The organism is Algibacter amylolyticus, assembly GCF_014202225.1.
GTDB classification, from domain to species: Bacteria; Bacteroidota; Bacteroidia; order Flavobacteriales; family Flavobacteriaceae; genus Algibacter_B; species Algibacter_B amylolyticus.
Genome location: NZ_JACHGE010000021.1, coordinates 1 through 1,585 on the forward strand (window position 1 = coordinate 1; position 1,585 = coordinate 1,585).

Annotated in this window: 1 pseudogene; it reads left to right on the plus strand. The window is 36.8% G+C overall.

Annotated features, from left to right (window positions below):
- A pseudogene (locus tag HNQ90_RS17845) lies at window positions 1-1,585 on the plus strand (hypothetical protein); the annotation flags it as partial.

The window sequence follows — 1,585 nt, forward strand, 5'->3', positions numbered from 1 at the left end:
GCTATTGACGAAGTAAGGGTATTTGATGTAGCACTGACCGAGAATCAGTTACAACAAATGATTTATCAGGAAATAGAACAAAACGGAAGTGATGTAATAGGAAAGGTTGTTCCTAAAAAAGTGGCAGATTTGACTTCAGGCACAAGCGTTGCGTGGAGTAAATTGCAAGCTTACTATCCAATGACTGAAATTATAAACTCAAAAACAATTGATTATTCAAGTAATAATTATGACGCGACACTCCATAATATTACAACTGTACAAGCACAAACGGCACCAATGCCGTATCAAACCTCTGGAGATGGAGAGTTGGCAACAACAGGTAATTTGTTACATGGCGCAGTTTGGAATTTGGATGCCCTTACTAACTCTGGCTATTCTATAGTAAAAGTGAGCCATGATGTATCAATTAATGCGAGTTTAAAAACACAAGGTTTAATTATCGATAGTGGAAAAAAACTAACCGTTAATGGAGACCATGAGGTAAACAATAGTTGGTATTTTGAGTTAAATGGCACATTAGATTTGGAAGCTGACTCACAATTATTACAAACAGAAAACAGTGATTTAGTTACCTCTTCAACAGGTAAAATATTACGCCGTCAAGAAGGGAATTCAAGTCCGTATTGGTACAATTACTGGTGTTCGCCAGTAGGAGAGTTACGTGCAACAACCTTGTCTAACAACAACGGGTCAGCTAATAACGCAAACAATAGTCCCTTTAGTGTAGATATGATTAAGGATGGCTCTGGTAGTAATTTTATGTTCACAAGCGGTTATACCGGAAATGGTACAATAAGTAGTTATTGGTTATATACCTATATGAGCGGGCAAACCTATTACGATTGGAAACAAATAAGCCCTTCAACAGCTATAGCTCCAGGTGTAGGCTACACGCAAAAGGGTACAGGTACGGCAGTAACAGAACAAGAATATATATTTGAAGGTAAACCTAATAATGGTACTATTTTAATAGACGTCGATAAAAAAGGCGGTTTATTATCATCCTTATTTAGTAAAACGCAATCTTTAGTTGGTAACCCATATCCATCGGCTATAGATGTAGGTAAGTTTCTAGACGATAATTCTAGTGTAATATCGGGTTCTATATTATTATGGCAACAATGGGATGGTACTTCACATAATTTAAGCGAGTACGATGGTGGTTATGCCACGGTAAATAAATTAGGCTCTGCAAAAGCATTTCAATTTCAGGGTATTTTAGGAGCTTTGTTGGGAGGAGGTCCAAGCGGCACAAAAAAACCAACTAAAACAATCCCAGTAGGTCAAGGTTTTATGGTTAATATTAGTGCAGATGGCCAAGTAGAATTTAATAACAGCCAACGTGTATTTGTAAAAGAATCTGATGCCAATGGTACTTATAATTCTGGTTCAGTATTTTTTAAAGGAACCAAAAAGGGAACTGCAACTACGGATACTGAGGAAGTAACTACAGAACCACAGTTTCAGAAAATAAGTTTACAACTAAATTCTATAACAGGTCCAGAAACGCATCGCGAATTATTACTAGGATTTAGTGATGCAACAAGTGATGCTTTTGATTATGGTTACGATGCAGAAAATG